The organism is Streptomyces sp. NPDC086777, from assembly GCF_040702065.1.
In the GTDB taxonomy this organism is placed as follows: Bacteria; Actinomycetota; Actinomycetes; order Streptomycetales; family Streptomycetaceae; genus Streptomyces.
Map to the genome: position 1 here is coordinate 36946 of NZ_JBFBJI010000018.1, position 13839 is coordinate 50784.

At 71.7% G+C, this 13839-nt stretch carries 14 protein-coding genes; 5 read left to right on the forward strand and 9 right to left on the reverse strand.

Annotated elements, in window-relative coordinates:
- Positions 1-7: 7 nt before the first annotated feature.
- The 3 genes from AB0472_RS24740 to AB0472_RS24750 all read right to left on the reverse strand — a co-directional run bounded on the left by AB0472_RS24740 (position 8) and on the right by AB0472_RS24750 (position 2615).
- Complete coding sequence (locus tag AB0472_RS24740; protein WP_003997302.1) at positions 8-304, reverse strand: DUF4193 domain-containing protein; 297 nt, start codon at positions 302-304, stop codon at positions 8-10.
- A 401-nt stretch (positions 305-705) separates the two neighbouring features.
- A complete protein-coding gene (locus AB0472_RS24745; RefSeq protein WP_366359038.1) occupies positions 706-1956 on the reverse strand; it encodes a HAMP domain-containing sensor histidine kinase in 1251 nt (416 codons plus the stop codon).
- Between the two features lie 5 nt (positions 1957-1961).
- Positions 1962-2615 carry a response regulator transcription factor gene (locus AB0472_RS24750; RefSeq protein WP_003993508.1) on the reverse strand — a complete coding sequence of 218 codons (654 nt, stop codon included), beginning with the start codon at positions 2613-2615 and terminating at the stop codon, positions 1962-1964.
- A 420-nt stretch (positions 2616-3035) separates the two neighbouring features.
- Between AB0472_RS24750 and AB0472_RS24755 the strand changes: the two genes are divergently transcribed.
- Positions 3036-3209 carry a hypothetical protein gene (locus AB0472_RS24755; RefSeq protein ID WP_366359039.1) on the forward strand — a complete coding sequence of 58 codons (174 nt, stop codon included), beginning with the start codon at positions 3036-3038 and terminating at the stop codon, positions 3207-3209.
- Between the two features lie 597 nt (positions 3210-3806).
- On the opposite strand, the gene AB0472_RS24760 is transcribed toward AB0472_RS24755, so the two are convergent.
- Positions 3807-4622, reverse strand: coding sequence for an inositol monophosphatase family protein (locus AB0472_RS24760; protein WP_366359041.1), 816 nt, complete (start codon positions 4620-4622; stop codon positions 3807-3809).
- Positions 4623-4630: 8 nt separating this feature from the next.
- A complete protein-coding gene (locus tag AB0472_RS24765) occupies positions 4631-5758 on the reverse strand; it encodes a ferrochelatase (RefSeq protein ID WP_366359043.1) in 1128 nt (375 codons plus the stop codon).
- Positions 5759-5921: 163 nt separating this feature from the next.
- On the opposite strand from AB0472_RS24765, the gene AB0472_RS24770 reads away from it, so the two are divergent.
- Both AB0472_RS24770 and AB0472_RS24775 read left to right on the forward strand, forming a co-directional pair.
- Positions 5922-7160 (forward strand): MFS transporter, encoded by a 1239-nt coding sequence (locus tag AB0472_RS24770; RefSeq protein WP_366359045.1) that lies wholly within the window; start codon positions 5922-5924, stop codon positions 7158-7160.
- Positions 7120-8439, forward strand: a complete 1320-nt coding sequence (locus AB0472_RS24775; RefSeq protein WP_366359047.1) for a D-arabinono-1,4-lactone oxidase — start codon at positions 7120-7122, stop codon at positions 8437-8439. The genes AB0472_RS24770 and AB0472_RS24775 overlap by 41 nt, the downstream gene beginning before the upstream one ends.
- On the opposite strand, the gene AB0472_RS24780 is transcribed toward AB0472_RS24775, so the two are convergent.
- Positions 8363-9217 carry a hypothetical protein gene (locus AB0472_RS24780; RefSeq protein ID WP_366359049.1) on the reverse strand — a complete coding sequence of 285 codons (855 nt, stop codon included), beginning with the start codon at positions 9215-9217 and terminating at the stop codon, positions 8363-8365. The genes AB0472_RS24775 and AB0472_RS24780 overlap by 77 nt on opposite strands.
- Positions 9218-9689: 472 nt before the next feature.
- Between AB0472_RS24780 and sepH the strand changes: the two genes are divergently transcribed.
- Positions 9690-10727 (forward strand): septation protein SepH, encoded by a 1038-nt coding sequence (gene sepH / locus AB0472_RS24785; RefSeq protein WP_366359051.1) that lies wholly within the window; start codon positions 9690-9692, stop codon positions 10725-10727.
- Positions 10728-10787: 60 nt separating this feature from the next.
- Here sepH and AB0472_RS24790 read toward each other — a convergent pair whose 3' ends face one another.
- Positions 10788-11630: a sulfurtransferase gene (locus tag AB0472_RS24790; RefSeq protein WP_366359053.1), complete on the reverse strand. Its 843-nt coding sequence runs from the start codon at positions 11628-11630 to the stop codon at positions 10788-10790.
- A gap of 313 nt (positions 11631-11943) precedes the next feature.
- On the opposite strand from AB0472_RS24790, the gene AB0472_RS24795 reads away from it, so the two are divergent.
- The gene (locus tag AB0472_RS24795; RefSeq protein ID WP_366359055.1) at positions 11944-12747 is read left to right on the forward strand and encodes a VOC family protein; all 804 of its coding nucleotides are present in this window, start codon (positions 11944-11946) and stop codon (positions 12745-12747) included.
- Between the two features lie 12 nt (positions 12748-12759).
- Here AB0472_RS24795 and AB0472_RS24800 read toward each other — a convergent pair whose 3' ends face one another.
- On the reverse strand, positions 12760-13134 hold the full coding sequence (locus AB0472_RS24800) for an SDR family oxidoreductase (protein ID WP_366359056.1): 375 nt from the start codon (positions 13132-13134) through the stop codon (positions 12760-12762).
- 29 nt (positions 13135-13163) lie between these two features.
- Entirely contained in the window at positions 13164-13814 is a 651-nt protein-coding gene (locus AB0472_RS24805; protein WP_366359058.1) for a thymidine kinase, read from the reverse strand.
- Positions 13815-13839: the final 25 nt, after the last annotated feature.

Genomic DNA, 13839 nt, shown 5'->3' on the forward strand with positions numbered 1-13839 from the left:
CCCGCCCTCAGTCGCAGTCGCGGCAGATCGGCTGACCGTTCTTCTCCCGGGCCAGCTGGCTGCGGTGGTGCACCAGGAAGCAGCTCATGCAGGTGAACTCGTCCTGCTGCTTGGGCAGCACCCGGACGGCCAGCTCCTCGTTCGAGAGGTCCGCGCCGGGCAGCTCCAGGCCTTCTGCGGCCTCGAACTCATCAACGTCCACCGAGGACGTGGACTTGTCGTTCCGCCGTGCCTTCAGCTCTTCAAGACTGTCCGAGTCGACGTCGTCGTCGGTCTTGCGTGGAGTGTCGTAATCGGTTGCCATGTCGCTCTCCCCCTCTGGGTGTCTGCGGTGTCTCCAGCGCACGTAACGCGTGAGAGGCCGGACTTGTGCCCGACCCGAGGCGGAGATTTTGCCTCACATCAAGGTCTGTTACTCAATCGACACCCAACCGGATCCCTCGAGAGTGATCGGGTTGAATGGCGATGGGGACCGTACACGGTCCTGTCGAGGCACTTCAAAGGCGCCTCACCCTGTACTTCCCGTGATCAAGACCCCTGAAAACAGGGATTTTCCCGGCTTTATTCCCCTAGTCATGATCACACAGAGTGTATGGCCGGAAATCCGCCCTTGTGATCGATCACACAGAGGGGAGTGTGCCACGCCGCTGGAAATTTCAGCGCAAAGCGAACATCCCCCGCGTGTGTCGCGATCTTGTAACGGCATCACACCGGCAGCGTGACCCGCATCACGAGTCCGCCCCCCTCCCGCGGCTGGGCCACGATGTGCCCGCCGTGTGCCCGGGCCACGGACCGCACGATGGACAGGCCGAGACCCACCCCCTTGTCGCTGCCCGTCCGCTCGGTACGGAGCCGCCTGAAGGGCTCGAAGAGGTTGTCGATCTCGTACGCCGGGACCACCGGCCCGGTGTTCGCGACGTACAGCACCGCCTGCCCGTGCTGGATCTCGGTGTTGACCTCGACCCACCCGTCCTCGGGCACGTTGTAGCGCACCGCGTTCTGCAGCAGGTTCAGGGCGATGCGCTCCAGGAGCACGCCGTTGCCCTGGACCACGGCCGGTTTCCGTACGCCCCGGACCGTCACGCCCTTGGCCTCCGCCTCGGCGTGCACCTGGTCGACGGCCTGGGAGGCCACCTCGGCCAGGTCGACCGGTTTGCGCTCGACGATCTGGTTGTCACTGCGGGCGAGCAGCAGCAGGCCCTCCACGAGCTGCTCGCTGCGCTCGTTGGTGGCCAGCAGCGTCTTGCCGAGCTGCTGCAGCTCCACGGGCGCACCAGGGTCCGAGAGGTGCACCTCCAGGAGCGTGCGGTTGATCGCCAGGGGCGTGCGCAGCTCGTGCGAGGCGTTGCCGACGAAGCGCTGCTGGGCGGTGAAGGCCCGCTGCAGCCGCTCCAGCATGTCGTCGAAGGTGTCCGCGAGCTCCTTCAGCTCGTCGTCCGGGCCGTCCAGCTCGATCCGGCGGGACAGGTCCGAGCCGGCCACCGCGCGGGCGGTGCGGGTGATCCGGCCGAGCGGGGACAGCACCCGGCCGGCCATCGCGTAGCCGAACGCGAAGGCGATAACGGCCAGGCCCAGCAGGGCGAGGAGCGAGCGGCTGAGCAGGTTGTCCAGGGCCGCCTGGCGCTGCCGGTCCACGCACTGGGCGATCGCGGCGTTGAAGTCCGAGATCTGCAGATTGTTGGTGCCGGTGATCGCCGGGCAGTTGTCGCTGGAGACCCGGATGTTCGTGCCGTCGATGATCTTGAAGAATGGCTGGTTGCCGGTGCTGATCGCCTGGGCGGCCAGCAGGTAGATGATCGAGAGCAGCAGAATGCCGGCGATCAGGAACATGCCGCCGTACAGCAGGGTGAGCCGTATCCGGATGGTCGGGCGCAGCCACGGCAGGACCGGCTGCGGCCTTCTCGGGTCCCAGGTGGGCTTGGGCGGTGCCTGCGGGGGTGCGGGGGTGGTGGCCACGGCCATCAGATCCGGTAACCCGAGCCGGGGACGGTGACGATCACCGGGGGCTCGCCCAGCTTGCGGCGCAGGGTCATCACGGTCACGCGCACGACGTTGGTGAAGGGGTCGGTGTTCTCGTCCCACGCCTTCTCCAGGAGCTGCTCGGCGGAGACCACCGCGCCCTCGCTGCGCATCAGCACCTCCAGCACCGCGAACTCCTTCGGCGCAAGCTGGACCTCCTTGCCGTCGCGGAAGACCTCGCGGCGGTTCGGGTCCAGCTTGATGCCGGCGCGCTCCAGGACGGGCGGCAGCGGCACGCTGGTACGGCGGCCGAGGGCGCGTACGCGCGCGATGAGCTCGCTGAAGGCGAAGGGCTTGGGGAGGTAGTCGTCGGCGCCGATCTCCAGGCCCTCGACTCGGTCGCTGACGTCACCGGAGGCCGTCAGCATCAGCACGCGGGTGGGCATGCCGAGTTCGACGATCTTGCGGCAGACGTCGTCGCCGTGCACGAGGGGGAGGTCGCGGTCGAGGACGACCACGTCGTAGTCGTTGACGCCGATGCGCTCCAGGGCGGCCGCCCCGTCGTACACGACGTCGACGGCCATGGCCTCCCGGCGCAGTCCGGTGGCCACCGCATCGGCGAGCAGTTGCTCGTCCTCGACGACGAGTACGCGCACGTCGCTTGTCCTTCCTCTGTCCACCCGCGCAGCGCGCACCGGCGCACCCGGGCAGGGGTCTCCATGGGGATGTGTGACCTCCATCCTGCCCTTTTCGGCCATAAGTCGGCAGTAAGACGGGGGCGGGGGCAGCCGGATCCGAGGCGGCCGAGCGGGAATGCGGGATTTTCTCCTGCGGTTGAGGTTTCCACGGAGAGGAGCGGGGGGAGGACGGCATGTACACCCCGCGATCACGCTCTGCATGTGCCGCAGCACCATGCGGTACGTACACCGCCGCTACAGCAGAGTGGACGATGGGGGTGTCCGGCACCGTCGCCGCCCAGCAGGGCAGCGCTGGGCACCCGCGAGAGACGTGATCGCCCCTCCCGATCGGCACACCCCCGTGCCACCGACCCACGACCCAGGACGAGGGGGCGCAGCATGGACGCATTCACCGCAGGACTTCTGCAGCGCATAAAGGCGACCGAGTCCGACATCACCCGGGCTCGTGACGAGGGTGACGACTTCCTCGTCGAAGTGGAGCAGGCCGAGCTCGACGACCTGCGCCGCCTCGCAGCCGAACACGGTGTGGAGGTCGGCGCAGCCAGCGTCTGACAGTCCCGCAGCACAGCACGCACGAGAACAGGGCCCCGGCGAATCCAGCGCCGGGGCCCTGCCCTTACCCGATCCCTTCCCCCGCATCGGGGTTCGATTCCTGCCGACCGGCAAGGCACGAGATCTTTTTCCGAACCCGAACCCGAGCCGGATCCCGAACCCGAGCCGGATCCCGAACCCGAGCCGGATCCCGAACCCGAGCCGGATCCCGAACCCGAACCCGAGCCCGGCCCCGGGCGCTCGCATCGCCGATGCCCGGGACCTCCTGCGAGGCCGACGCCCCGAGCTCCGAGCGCTCCACGGTCGGCGCCGCGGGATGTGTGCGGGTCGACCGTGGCGCCGTGGTGGCTGCCCGCGCGGTTCCCCGCGCCCTCACAGGGAGCGGCCGAACCCCGGCGGCCTTCGCCGGACCCGCCCGGCAGGACCGGCGCCGGGAGTCTCCTCCCGCCGCCGCGGTGGTGCCCGGCGGTGCCCGACAGACTCGACGGCCCCGGCCTTCGGGGCGCCGCCCCTCTCACGTCACCGGCCACTCCCCCGCCTCCACGGCGGCGGTGTCCGGCGGTGCCGTGGCCTGTCGGCCGCGGGATGCGGCGGGTCTCAGTCGTGCCAGGCTCCGAGGTCCTCCAGGAGGCGCTGGAGGGGCTCGAAGACGCCGGGGGTACCGGCGACCGTCAGGGAGCGTGCGGGGCGCTCTCCGGGGCGGCCGCCGGTCAGGGCGCCGGCCTCACGGGCGATGAGGTCACCCGCACCCCAGTCCCAGGCGTTGAGGCCGCGCTCGTAGTAGCCGTCCAGCCGGCCGCAGGCCAGGTCGCACAGGTCGATCGCGGCCGACCCGCCGCGCCGGATGTCGCGGAGCAGCGGGATCAGCCGGGCCGCGACCTCGGCCTGGTGGGTGCGGACGGCGGTGACGTAGTTGAAGCCGGTCGACACCAGCGCCTGGTCCAGCGGCGGCGCCGGGCGGCAGCGCAGCTCCCGTTCGCCCTCCCACGCCCCGGTCGCCCACGCCCCGCCGCCGCGCACGGCGTGGTACGTCTCGCCCCGCATCGGGGCCGCCACGACGCCGACCACGGTCTCCCCGTCCTGCTCGGCGGCGATGGAGACCGCCCAGGTCGGCAGCCCGTACAGGTAGTTCACCGTGCCGTCGAGCGGGTCGATCACCCAGCGGACGCCGCTGGTGCCCTCCGTCGACGCGCCCTCCTCGCCGAGGAAGCCGTCGTCGGGGCGGTGGCCGGCGATCAGATCGGTGATCAGTTTCTCCGCCGCGATGTCCATCTCGGTCACGACGTCGATCGGGCTGGACTTGGTCCGGGCCACGGCGAGGTCGGCGGGGCGGCCGTCCCGCAGCAGCTCGCCCGCGCGGGCTGCCGCCTCCCGCGCGAGGTCCAGCAGGTCGGTGTGCAGGGCGTCGGTCACGGGGTTCCTCACGCGTAGGGGCTGTCGGCGCCCGCGGCGGCGGGGCGGGGGGCGCGGGCCGGGCAGCAGCCGACCGGGCAGAGGTCGTGGCTCGCGCCGAGCGCCCCCAGGGCGCACGGCGTGACCTCGCGGCCGCTCTCCGCGGCGGCGCGCTCCAGGACCAGCTCGCGGATCGCGGCGGCGAACCGCGGGTCGTCCCCGACGGTCGCGGACCGGCGCACCGGCAGGCCCAGCTCCCCGGCCTTGGCCGTGGCCTCCGTGTCGAGGTCGTAGAGGACCTCCATGTGGTCGGAGACGAAGCCGATGGGGGCCATGACCACGGCCGGGACCCCGGCGCCGTGCAGCGCCTCCAGGTGGTCGCAGATGTCCGGCTCCAGCCACGGGATCTGCGGGGCGCCGGAGCGGGACTGGTAGACGAGCCGCCAGGGGTGGTCGACGCCGGTGCGCTCCCGGACCGCGTCGGCGACCAGCTCGGCGACGTCCAGGTGCTCCTCGACGTACGCGCCGCCCTCGCCGTGCGTCTCGACCGGGCCGGAGGTGTCCGCGGCGGCCGTCGGGATGGAGTGGGTGGTGAAGGCGATGTGGGCACCCGCGCGGACGTCCTCGGGGAGGTCGGCCAGGGATGCCAGCACCCCGTCGATCATCGGGTCGAGGAAGCCGGGGTGGTTGAAGTAGTGCCGCAGCTTGTCGATCTTCGGGAGTTCGAGCCCCTCGGCCGCCAGTTCGGAGAGCGAGTCCGCGAGGTTCTCGCGGTACTGCCGGCAGCCCGAGTAGGAGGCGTAGGCGCTGGTGGCGAGCACCAGGATGCGACGGCGGCCGTCGGCGACCATCTCGCGCAGGGTGTCTGTCAGGTACGGCGCCCAGTTCCGGTTGCCCCAGTAGATCGGCAGGTCCAGGCCGTGCTCGGCGAAGTCCTTGCGCAGGGCGTCCAGCAGGGCGCGGTTCTGGTCGTTGATCGGGCTGACCCCGCCGAACAGGAAGTAGTGCTGTCCGACCTCCTTGAGACGTTCGGTCGGGATACCGCGCCCGCGCGTCACGTTCTCCAGGAACGGAACCACGTCGTCCGGGCCTTCCGGGCCGCCGAAGGAGAGCAGGAGCAGGGCGTCGTAGGGGGTGGCATCGAGCGCGTCTGACATGTGTCGATCCTGCCACCCGGCACTGACGGCCCGGAAACAGGAGCGTGAAGAGTCGGATTCGGGAGGTTTATCCCCGGTGCCGAACGGGTGCAACACGGCACACGCGCTCGTAAGCTGTATCAGCCGCAATCACGCCTTACTCGCACATCTGCCGGAGAGCCCCGTGCCCAGCCCCTATCGCGCCCTGTTCGCCGCCCCCGGCAGCAAGGGCTTCTCTGCCGCGGGCTTCGTCGGCCGGATGCCGCTGTCGATGATGGGCATCGGCGTGGTCACGATGATCTCCCAGCTCAGCGGGCGGTACGGGCTCGCGGGTGCGCTGTCGGCCACCATGGCGCTGTCCGCCGCGGCGCTCGGGCCGCAGGTGTCCCGCCTGGTCGACCGGCACGGCCAGCGCCGCGTCCTGCGCCCCGCCACCCTGCTCGCGCTCGGCGCGGCGGCCGGGCTGCTGTTCGCGGCGCACTACGGCGGGCCGGACTGGCTGCTGTTCGCGTGCGCCGCCGGGATCGGCGCGGTGCCGAGCCTGGGCGCGATGATCCGGGCCCGCTGGGCCGCCCTCTACCGGGGCACCCCGCAGCTGCACACCGCCTACTCGTTCGAGTCCGTCGTCGACGAGGTGTGCTTCATCTTCGGGCCGATCCTCTCCATCGGCCTGTCCACGACCTGGTTCCCGGAGGCGGGCCCGTTGCTGGCCGCCTGCTTCCTCGCCGCCGGCGTCTTCTGGCTGACCGCCCAGCGGGCCACCGAGCCCGAGCCGCACCCGCGCGACCACCACGGCCGCGGTTCGGCGCTGCGCGCGCCCGGTCTCCAGGTACTGGTGGCGACGTTCGTGGCCACCGGGGCGATCTTCGGGGCGGTCGACGTGGTGACCGTCGCCTTCGCCGACGAACAGGGCCACAAGGCCGCCTCCAGCGTCGTCCTGGCGCTGTACGCGGCGGGTTCCTGCGTGGCCGGCGCGGTCTTCGGGCTCATGCGGTTCGCGGGGAGACCGGAACGCAGATGGCTGCTGGGCATATGCGCGATGGCCGTGAGTATGATCCCCCTCCTACTGGTCGGAAACCTGCCGCTTCTGGCCGTGGCGCTGTTCGTTGCGGGCCTGTCCATCGCACCGACGATGATCACGACGATGTCCCTCATCGAAAAGCACGTACCTCGCGCGAAACTCACCGAGGGCATGACCTGGGTGAGCACCGGCCTCGCGGTCGGGGTGGCGCTCGGCTCCTCGGTCGCCGGCTGGGTGATCGACGCAGCCGGCGCCCGTGCCGGGTACGGGGTCCCGGCCGTGTCCGGGGCCGTCGCGGTCGCGGTCGGTTTCCTCGGGTACCGCCGGCTCAGCAGGCCGGTCACGCGTCGGGGAGGCACCGTTGAGCAGTACAGCGAGCGGGAAGAGCGGCACGTGGCGTAACTGGGGAGGGAATGTCACCGTCCGCCCCGCGCGGGAGGTCGTGCCCGCCTCCGTGGACGAGCTGGCGGCGGCCGTACGGCAGGCGGCCGAGGACGGCCTGAAGGTGAAGCCGGTCGGCAGCGGTCACTCCTTCACCTCGATCGCCGCGACCGACGGTGTCTCGATCCGCCCTCAACTGCTGACCGGCATACGCGACATCGACCGTAAGGCCATGACCGTCACGGTCGAGGCCGGCACCCCGCTCAAGAGACTCAACGTGGCCCTGGCCCGTGAGGGCCTGTCGCTGACCAACATGGGCGACATCATGGAGCAGACGGTCTCCGGGGCCACCAGCACCGGCACCCACGGCACCGGACGCGCGTCCGGCTCGCTCGCCGCGCAGATCAGGGAACTGGAACTGGTCACCGCGGACGGTTCGGTGCTGACCTGCTCGGAGAAGGAGAACCCGGAGGTGTTCGCGGCCGCGCGGGTCGGGCTCGGCGCGCTGGGCATCGTCACCGCGATCACGTTCGCGGTGGAGCCGGTCTTCCTGCTCACCGCGCGCGAGGAGCCGATGCCCCTGGACCGGGTGCTCGCCGAGTTCGACCAGCTCCACGCCGAGAACGAGCACTTCGAGTTCTACTGGTTCCCGCACACCGGCAACACCAACACCAAGCGCAACAACCGCAGCGCGGGTCCGCCGCAGCCGGTGGGGCAGCTGGCCGGCTGGTTCGAGGACGAGTTCCTCTCCAACGGCGTCTTCCACGCCGCCCAGTTGGTCGGCCGCGCCGCGCCCGCCGTGGTACCGACGATCGCCCGGATCTCCAGCACGGCGCTGTCCGCTCGGTCGTACACGGACATTCCCTACAAGGTCTTCACGTCCCCGCGCCGGGTGCGGTTCGTGGAGATGGAGTACGCGGTGCCCCGCGAGGCGCTGGTGGACACACTGCGCGAGCTCAGGGCGATGGTCGACCGTTCCGGCCTGAGGGTGAACTTCCCGGTCGAGGTCCGCACCGCTCCCGCCGACGACATCGCCCTGTCCACCGCCTCCGCGCGGGACAGCGCCTACATCGCCGTGCACATGTTCCGGGGCACGCCCTACCAGGCGTACTTCACCGCCGCCGAGCGCATCTTCACCGCGCACGAGGGCCGTCCGCACTGGGGCAAGGTGCACACCCGGGACGCGGACTACTTCGCCGGGGTCTACCCGCGCTTCGGCGAGTTCACCGCGCTGCGGGACCGGCTCGATCCGGGCCGGCTGTTCCAGAACGACTATCTGCGGAGGGTTCTGGGTCAGTAGCCGCGGAGCCGCCGACGGAGCCGCCGGGCGCCGGAGCCGTGCTCGGCTCCGCACTCGCGGACCCGCTCGGCGCCGGCGCCGCGGTCTCCGTGCCGGGCGGAGCGGGGGACACCGCCGAGGAGGACGACGGCGACGGGGTGGCCGAAGCGGCCGTACCGTCACCCGAACCGGTACCGCCGCCGACACCGACACCGGTACCGGCACCGGAAGAGCCCGCGGGGTCCGGGGAGTCCGTGGCGTCGGAGGAACCGGCGGTGCCGGAGGTGCCCGCCGGCCCGGAGGACGTGGTCCTGCCGGTGACCGCGCCGCTGACCGTCGTACCGGAGCCGCCGCTGAAGCTGGTGCCCGCGACCAGTTCGTAGGCCGTGATGCCGGCCATGGTCACCCCGAACACCAGGGCGGCCGCGACCAGAGGACGGCGCCAGGTCCGCACCCGGGCGCGGTGGACGGTGCCCTCGGTGAACTCGCCGGAGGCCGGGGGCGCTTGCTCCCGGCGGTACGGGGCCCTGGGTGCGGCCACCGTCGCGTCGCGGAACTGTTCGCCGGTGCGCCGGAGGAAGTGCTGGAACACCGAGCCGCCGCAGGTGGCGATCACGCTGACGACTCCGGCGCCCAGGATCGTCCCGTACACCCCGAAGCAGGACGCGAGTTTGGCGGCCACCACCGCGGCCACCGCGCTGCCCGCCACCTGGGGCACGCTGAGATCGATCCGCTTCGGGCCGCCCTTCACCTCCTCCCCCGTGCTGGTCTCGTCACCGGAGCCGGGCCTTTCACGCATTCCCTAACCTTGCCTGCCTTTCCCGCACTTGTTCGATCGACTGCAGGAGAAAGGGACGTATGGACGAAACCATTAGTTCCGTTTCTGAGGATTGCGTGAAGTACGCCACGTTCAAGATCGCCCGATACGGGCAAACAACGGCCGGGGAGCGGTTGTTGCCAGAAGTTGGGCGGCACGCCAACCCACACACGTGGCCCGAATGGAGTACCGTTACGACCCTTGGCTCCGGTCTCCCGCCAGGGCGTCCGAGGTCTTGCAGGGCCGCCGGGAGGGGGGCTAGTTGCACAGGGTGACGGAGTTGGTCACTTAGCGTTGCGAATAGGTAACCGTGCCATAACGGCGGTGCAGGGCCCGTGCCCGACACGCCGGGCAACTCGGCAAGGTTGTGGCAGGCTGCACCCGGGCAGGCCACACTCGACTAGCGGAAGCAGCGACGCACGTGACGTCGGCAGGCACCACCCGGGAGGTCCCCATGCCCGAACTGCGTGTCGTGGCCGTCTCCAATGACGGCACACGGCTGGTGCTCAAGGCTGCCGACTCAACGGAGTACACCCTTCCGATCGACGAACGGCTCCGTGCCGCCGTACGCGGCGACCGGCCCCGGCTCGGGCAGATCGAGATCGAGGTCGAGAGCCATCTCCGGCCACGGGACATCCAGGCGCGGATACGAGCAGGCGCGACGGCGGAAGAGGTCGCGCAGCTCGCCGGTATCCCCGTCGACCGGGTGCGGCGCTTCGAGGGTCCGGTACTGGCCGAGCGCGCCTTCATGGCCGAGCGGGCCCGCAAGACACCGGTACGCCGGCCCGGCGAGAACTCCGGGCCGCTGCTCGGCGAGGCCGTGCAGGAGCGGCTGGTGCTGCGCGGCGCCGAGAAGGACACCGTGCAGTGGGACTCCTGGCGCCGCGACGACGGCACCTGGGAGGTCCTGCTCGTCTACCGGGTCGCGGGCGAACCGCACTCGGCGAGCTGGACCTACGACCCGCCGCGGCGGCTCGTCCAGGCGGTCGACGACGAGGCGCGCTCGCTGATCGGCGAGTCCGAGGACCTCGCCGTACCGGAGCCCAGCTTTCCGTTCGTTCCGCGGATCGCGCGGCTGCCGCGGGACCGGCCACTGGACCGTTCCGGCGACCGGGACCGCGAGCGGCCGAGCCTGCCCGCGCAGTCGTCCGACCCGGTCGAGGAGACGATCGGCGAACGGGACTCGCTGACCAGCCTGCTGGAGGCGGTACCGAGCTTCCGGGGCGACATGGTGGTCCCCGAGCGCCCGGTGGAGATCCCGGAGGAGCCCGCTCCGGAACCGGCCGCGGAGGAGCCCCCGGCCCCCGCCGCCTCGGCCGGCAGCGCCTACGCGGACGTCCTCATGCCCCGCTCCGTCGGCAGCCACCGGGACCGGCTGATCGGTGCCACCGACCGCCAGGCCGAGGCCGACGGCGTCCGCCCCGGCCGCCGGGCCGCGGTGCCGAGCTGGGACGAGATCGTCTTCGGGACCCGGCGCAAGAAGCAGGAGTGAGAGACCGCAGCAGGAGGGAGGGGGGCACGCGTGCGTGCCCCCCTCCCTCCTGCTGATGCGCTACTGCGGGTCGGGGCCGACCGCCACCGGACGGGACGGGTCGGCGGACCACTCCGACCACGAACCGACGTACAGCGCCGCGTCGATGCCCGCCACGGCCAGCGCCAGCACCTCGTGGGCGCCGGAGACACCCGAACCGCAGTACACGCCCACCTCCGACCCCGCCGAGGCGCCCAGGCCCCTGAAGCGGTCCCGGAGTTCGGCGGCGGGCAGGAAGCGGCCGTCCGGGCCGACGTTGTCGGTGGTCGGCGCCGACACGGCACCCGGGATGTGGCCGCCGACCCGGTCGATCGGCTCCACGTCACCCCGGTACCGCTCCCCCGCGCGGGCGTCGAACAGCACACCCGAGCGGGCCAGTGCCGCCGCCCCGTCCGCGTCGAGCAACTGCCCGGCCCCCGGGGCCGGTTCGAAGTCACCCTCGGCCGGCTCGGGCACGTCAGCCGAAAGAGCGCCGGTCCAGGACGGCAACCCGCCGTCGAGGACCCGCACGTCCGGGTGACCCGTCCAGCGCAGCAGCCACCAGGCACGTGCCGCCGCCCAGCCCGGCCCGCCGTCGTACACCACGACCGGACGGCCCGCCGACACCCCCGCACGGCGCATCGCGGCGCCGAAGACGGCCAGGTCGGGCAGCGGATGACGGCCGTTCACGCCGGGCGGTGCGGCGAGTTCGCCGTCCAGGTGCACGTAGACGGCGCCCGGCAGATGCCCGGCCGCGTAGGCCGCCCGGCCGTCGAAGGGCGGGGTGCCGGGCGGGGTCAGCTGCCAGCGGACGTCCAGCAGAACGGGCGGGTTCGGCCCGGTCAGGTCGTCCGCGAGTTCGCTTGCGGTGATGATGGCTTCCATGGCCCCATCCTTACGCCAGGGGTGGCCGCATCGTCCAGGTACGACTACTCTGCTCGGCCGGACAGGCTCGATCACCGGGCGTACGGGATCGGGCACATGCTGTACAGCTGATGGACACCCGACGGCAGTCGACCGGAAACGGGCGAGAAACGGCAGACCAGGCATCCTCGCGGCAAAGCCGCCCCACGGCCGTGGGCACGGGACGCCACGGAGGGTGCGAGCATCGGCACGGGGTGTGCCCACGGCTGCGGCGCAGCCGGTCCGGAGAGCGGAAGCGACACGGCCACCGCGAGGGGCCGAGGAGAGAGTGACGATGACCGAGGTACGGGGAGCGGCCGGGCCGAACGGCGACACGCACGCTCGGCGCGCGCCCGGCACCCCCTGCTGGGTGAGTCTGATGGTGCACGGCTTGACCACGATCGAGGAGTTCTACGGAGCCCTGTTCGGCTGGGAGTTCGAGCCCGGTCCCCAGCAGCTCGGCCCGTATGTCCGGGCGCTGCTCGACGGACGGGAGGTCGCGGGCATCGGGCAGCTGCCGCCGGACCTGCATCTGCCGATGGCGTGGACGCCGTACTTCGCCTCGGACGACGTGGACCTGACGGCCGAGACGGCCCGGCTGTGCGGTGGCACGGTGGGCGTCGGCCCGCTGGACGCGGCCGAGGCCGGGCGGATGGCCATCGCCTCCGACCCCTCGGGCGCGGTGTTCGGCATCTGGCAGGGGTCGGCCCATCCCGGCACGTCCCTGACCGGCGTCCCGGGCGCACCGGTCTGGGACGAGCTGCTCACCTTCGAGACGTCGAGCGTCGCCAAGTTCTACGAGGCGGTGTTCGGTTACGAGGAGGAGCCGGTGGTCTCCGCCGCCTTCGACTACGTGACCCTGCACGTCGGGGGCCGCCCGGTGGCCGGCATCCACGGCGTCGGTCTCTCACTGCCCCGGGACCGGGGGCCGCACTGGCTGACGTACTTCGAGGTGGCCGACACGGACGCGACCCTGCGGGAGGTCGCGGAACTCGGCGGGCGGGTGCTGAAGCCGGCCCGGGACAGCGCGCACGGGCGGGTCGCGACGGTCGCCGACCCGGAGGGCGCGATCTTCTCGGTGATCCAGAGCCCGCGCTGAGGCCCCGCCGGATCAGGCGGTGACGCCGCCGTCGACGACGAGGTCGTGGCCGACGACGAAGCTCGACTCGTCGGACACCGGCCACGGCACCGCGTTGACGATCTCGTCCGTGGTCGCGACGCGGGCGATCGGAACCGTCGTGGCCGGCCGGCCCGCCCGGTCGGCCGGGTCGGCCTCGGTCTCCCCGGAACGCAGCGACATGCTGGTGTCCGTGGCGCCGTCCGCTTCGACCAGCCGCGCGGTCTCCTCGACGGACTGCGGCCGGGCGCCGACGGCGACCACGGTGACACCCTCGCGGGCGAAGGCCCTGGCACTGGCCCGGCCGATGCCGGCTCCGGCTCCGGCTCCGGTGACGACGGCGACCCTGTCCTCGAAGCGGGCGGTCATGGCGGGTCCTCCTTCGGGCGCGGCCGGAATCAGTCGGAGGTCACCGGGAGCACGTCCGGCGAGAGCGCGCCGACGTGGGCGGAAGCGCTCGTCACACGGCGGCGGTGGTGGCGCCGGCACAGCACCTCGTAGCCGACCTCCGCCGCGGGACTGCTCACGTCGCCGACGACGACCTGTTCGCCTTCCACCACCATCTCGCCGCCCACGGTACGGGCGTTGTGCGTGGCACGCGCCCCGCACCAGCACATCGCCTCCACCTGGAGCGTCTCCAGGCGGTCCGCCAGCTCGATCAGCCGCCGCGAGCCGGGGAAGAGCTTGGTGCGGAAGTCGGTGGTGATGCCGAAGGAGAAGACGTCCAGGCCCAGGTCGTCCACGACCCGCGCCAGTTGGTCGATCTGCCCGGGCTCCAGGAACTGCGCCTCGTCCACGATCAGGTAGTCGACCCTGCCGCCCTTGGAGACCAGGTCGACCACATGGGCGTACAGATCCATGCCCGGCACCGCCTCGACCGCGTCGGTCACCAGACCGAGCCGCGACGACAGCTTCCCCTCCCCCGCCCGGTCGTCCCGGGTGAAGATCAGACCCTGCAGCCCCCTGGCCGAGCGGTTGTGCGCGATCTGCAGCGCCAGCGTCGACTTCCCGCAGTCCATCGTTCCGGAGAAGAACACCAGCTCGGGCATGGGAGGTCGAACACCTTTCGGGTCA

Bases quoted from the DNA above. Each gene is read 5' to 3' on its own strand.
- AB0472_RS24740 (WP_003997302.1), bottom strand. From the start codon at position 304: ATGGCAACCGATTACGACACTCCACGCAAGACCGACGACGACGTCGAC.
- AB0472_RS24755 (WP_366359039.1), top strand. From the start codon at position 3,036: ATGGACGCATTCACCGCAGGACTTCTGCAGCGCATAAAGGCGACCGAG.
- AB0472_RS24765 (WP_366359043.1), bottom strand. From the start codon at position 5,758: ATGTCAGACGCGCTCGATGCCACCCCCTACGACGCCCTGCTCCTGCTC.
- AB0472_RS24780 (WP_366359049.1), bottom strand. From the start codon at position 9,217: ATGCGTGAAAGGCCCGGCTCCGGTGACGAGACCAGCACGGGGGAGGAG.
- sepH (WP_366359051.1), top strand. From the start codon at position 9,690: ATGCCCGAACTGCGTGTCGTGGCCGTCTCCAATGACGGCACACGGCTG.
- AB0472_RS24790 (WP_366359053.1), bottom strand. From the start codon at position 11,630: ATGGAAGCCATCATCACCGCAAGCGAACTCGCGGACGACCTGACCGGG.
- AB0472_RS24795 (WP_366359055.1), top strand. From the start codon at position 11,944: ATGACCGAGGTACGGGGAGCGGCCGGGCCGAACGGCGACACGCACGCT.
- AB0472_RS24800 (WP_366359056.1), bottom strand. From the start codon at position 13,134: ATGACCGCCCGCTTCGAGGACAGGGTCGCCGTCGTCACCGGAGCCGGA.
- AB0472_RS24805 (WP_366359058.1), bottom strand. From the start codon at position 13,814: ATGCCCGAGCTGGTGTTCTTCTCCGGAACGATGGACTGCGGGAAGTCG.